This is a genomic window from Streptomyces sp. E11-3, from assembly GCF_046540415.1.
Classification (GTDB): Bacteria; Actinomycetota; Actinomycetes; order Streptomycetales; family Streptomycetaceae; genus Streptomyces.
In genome coordinates, this window is the sequence record NZ_JAZGRL010000180.1 from 1 (window position 1) to 1371 (window position 1371).

Genomic DNA, 1371 nt, shown 5'->3' on the forward strand with positions numbered 1-1371 from the left:
GGCGCATTGGAGCACGGGCGGGGGGCGCGGGCGACTGGTTTGAGGGGGGCGTGGTCAGAGGGACAGGCGGTACGCCAGCCCCGGGTAGCTGACCACCAGGCCGTCCCCGTCGAACTCCAGGTCGCTGCGGAAGTCGCCCGAGGCGAAGCGCACCCTGGTGCCGTCCGGGGCCGGGCCGAGGTGGGTGTAGGTCTGGCGCGAGGGGCGGACCGTCAGGTGGGGGACCGAGACCCAGACCATCAGGAAGGTGTGCTCCTCGGGGCCTGAGGCGGGGATGTGGTGCAGGCCGTGGCGCAGTACCGGCATCGAGTTGGTGAGCGGGGACAGTCCGAGGTCGCAGTCCAGGGCGTCGGCCGCCCAGCCGAGCGGTTCGCCGTCCGCCGTCCAGGTGCCGTCGGGGGCGCGGTCCAGGGTGAGGTGGTGGGTGTGGTGCGGGGTCTCGGCGGTGGCGGTGAGGGTGCGGGTGGTGAAGTCCTCGCCGGTCTGGAGTTCGTACGAGATCCAGTACGGCTCGGGGAGCGCGGCGAAGACCCGGCCGCGGGCGCTGAGGGTGCGGCCCCGGCGGCTGATCCAGGCGGATTCGAAGCCGCCGGTCGCGGTGACCTGCCAGGTGACCTGTCGGGTGAGGGCACGAGTGTCAGTCATAGGGACCATCCTGGGACGTATGACGTGGTGGTGCACGGGGATGCGGTGGTCGGCGGCCGAGGGACGGCCCCGGCTTGAGTGGTACGCAGAGGGGCGGGGGGAGCGGCACAGCCCGCTGGTCTACGGGCAGGTGGTGGCGTTCGCGGCGCGGGGCGAGCGGCGCTGCATTGGGGTGTGGCGGGGCGGGCGGCGTACGCCGTGTCCGGTGGCGGCCGGGGTTCCGGCGCGGGGCGCCCGGGCGCAGTGCGCGGACTGCGCCCGGATCGACCGGTCGTACTCCGTGGCCGCCGACACGAATGCCGGGGACCAGCGGCCGTACGGGGTGTACCTGGCGTGGTTCGGGCCCGGGCTGGTGAAAGTGGGGATCACGGCGGTGGAGCGGGGCTCTGCCCGGCTGCTGGAGCAGGGCGCGGTGGCGTTCGCCTGGCTGGGGCGGGGGCCGCTGATGGCGGCGCGGCGGGCGGAGGAGTTGCTGGGCGCCGCGCTGGGGGTGCCGGACCGGATTCCGTACGCGCGTAAGCGGGAGATACGGGCCGCGCTGCCGCCCGTACGGGAGCGGGTGGCGGAGCTGCGGGCCTGCCATGAGCGGGCCGTGGCGCTGGAGGGCTGGCCGGAGTCGTTGGAACGGACGCCGTTCGAGGCTGTCGATCACGCGGCGGCGTTCGGGCTCGATGGGCTGCGGGACGCGTCCGGGGTGGTGCGGGAGCTGGTGGACGGTGGGGTGGT

Annotated in this window: 2 protein-coding genes; one reads left to right on the plus strand and one right to left on the minus strand. The window is 74.5% G+C overall.

Annotated elements, in window-relative coordinates:
* Positions 1-54: 54 nt before the first annotated feature.
* Entirely contained in the window at positions 55-645 is a 591-nt protein-coding gene (locus tag U9R90_RS36250; protein ID WP_411061754.1) for a putative glycolipid-binding domain-containing protein, read from the minus strand.
* A gap of 19 nt (positions 646-664) precedes the next feature.
* On the opposite strand from U9R90_RS36250, the gene U9R90_RS36255 reads away from it, so the two are divergent.
* On the plus strand, positions 665-1371 hold a 707-nt coding region (locus U9R90_RS36255; protein WP_411061756.1), incomplete at its 3' end, for a DUF2797 domain-containing protein.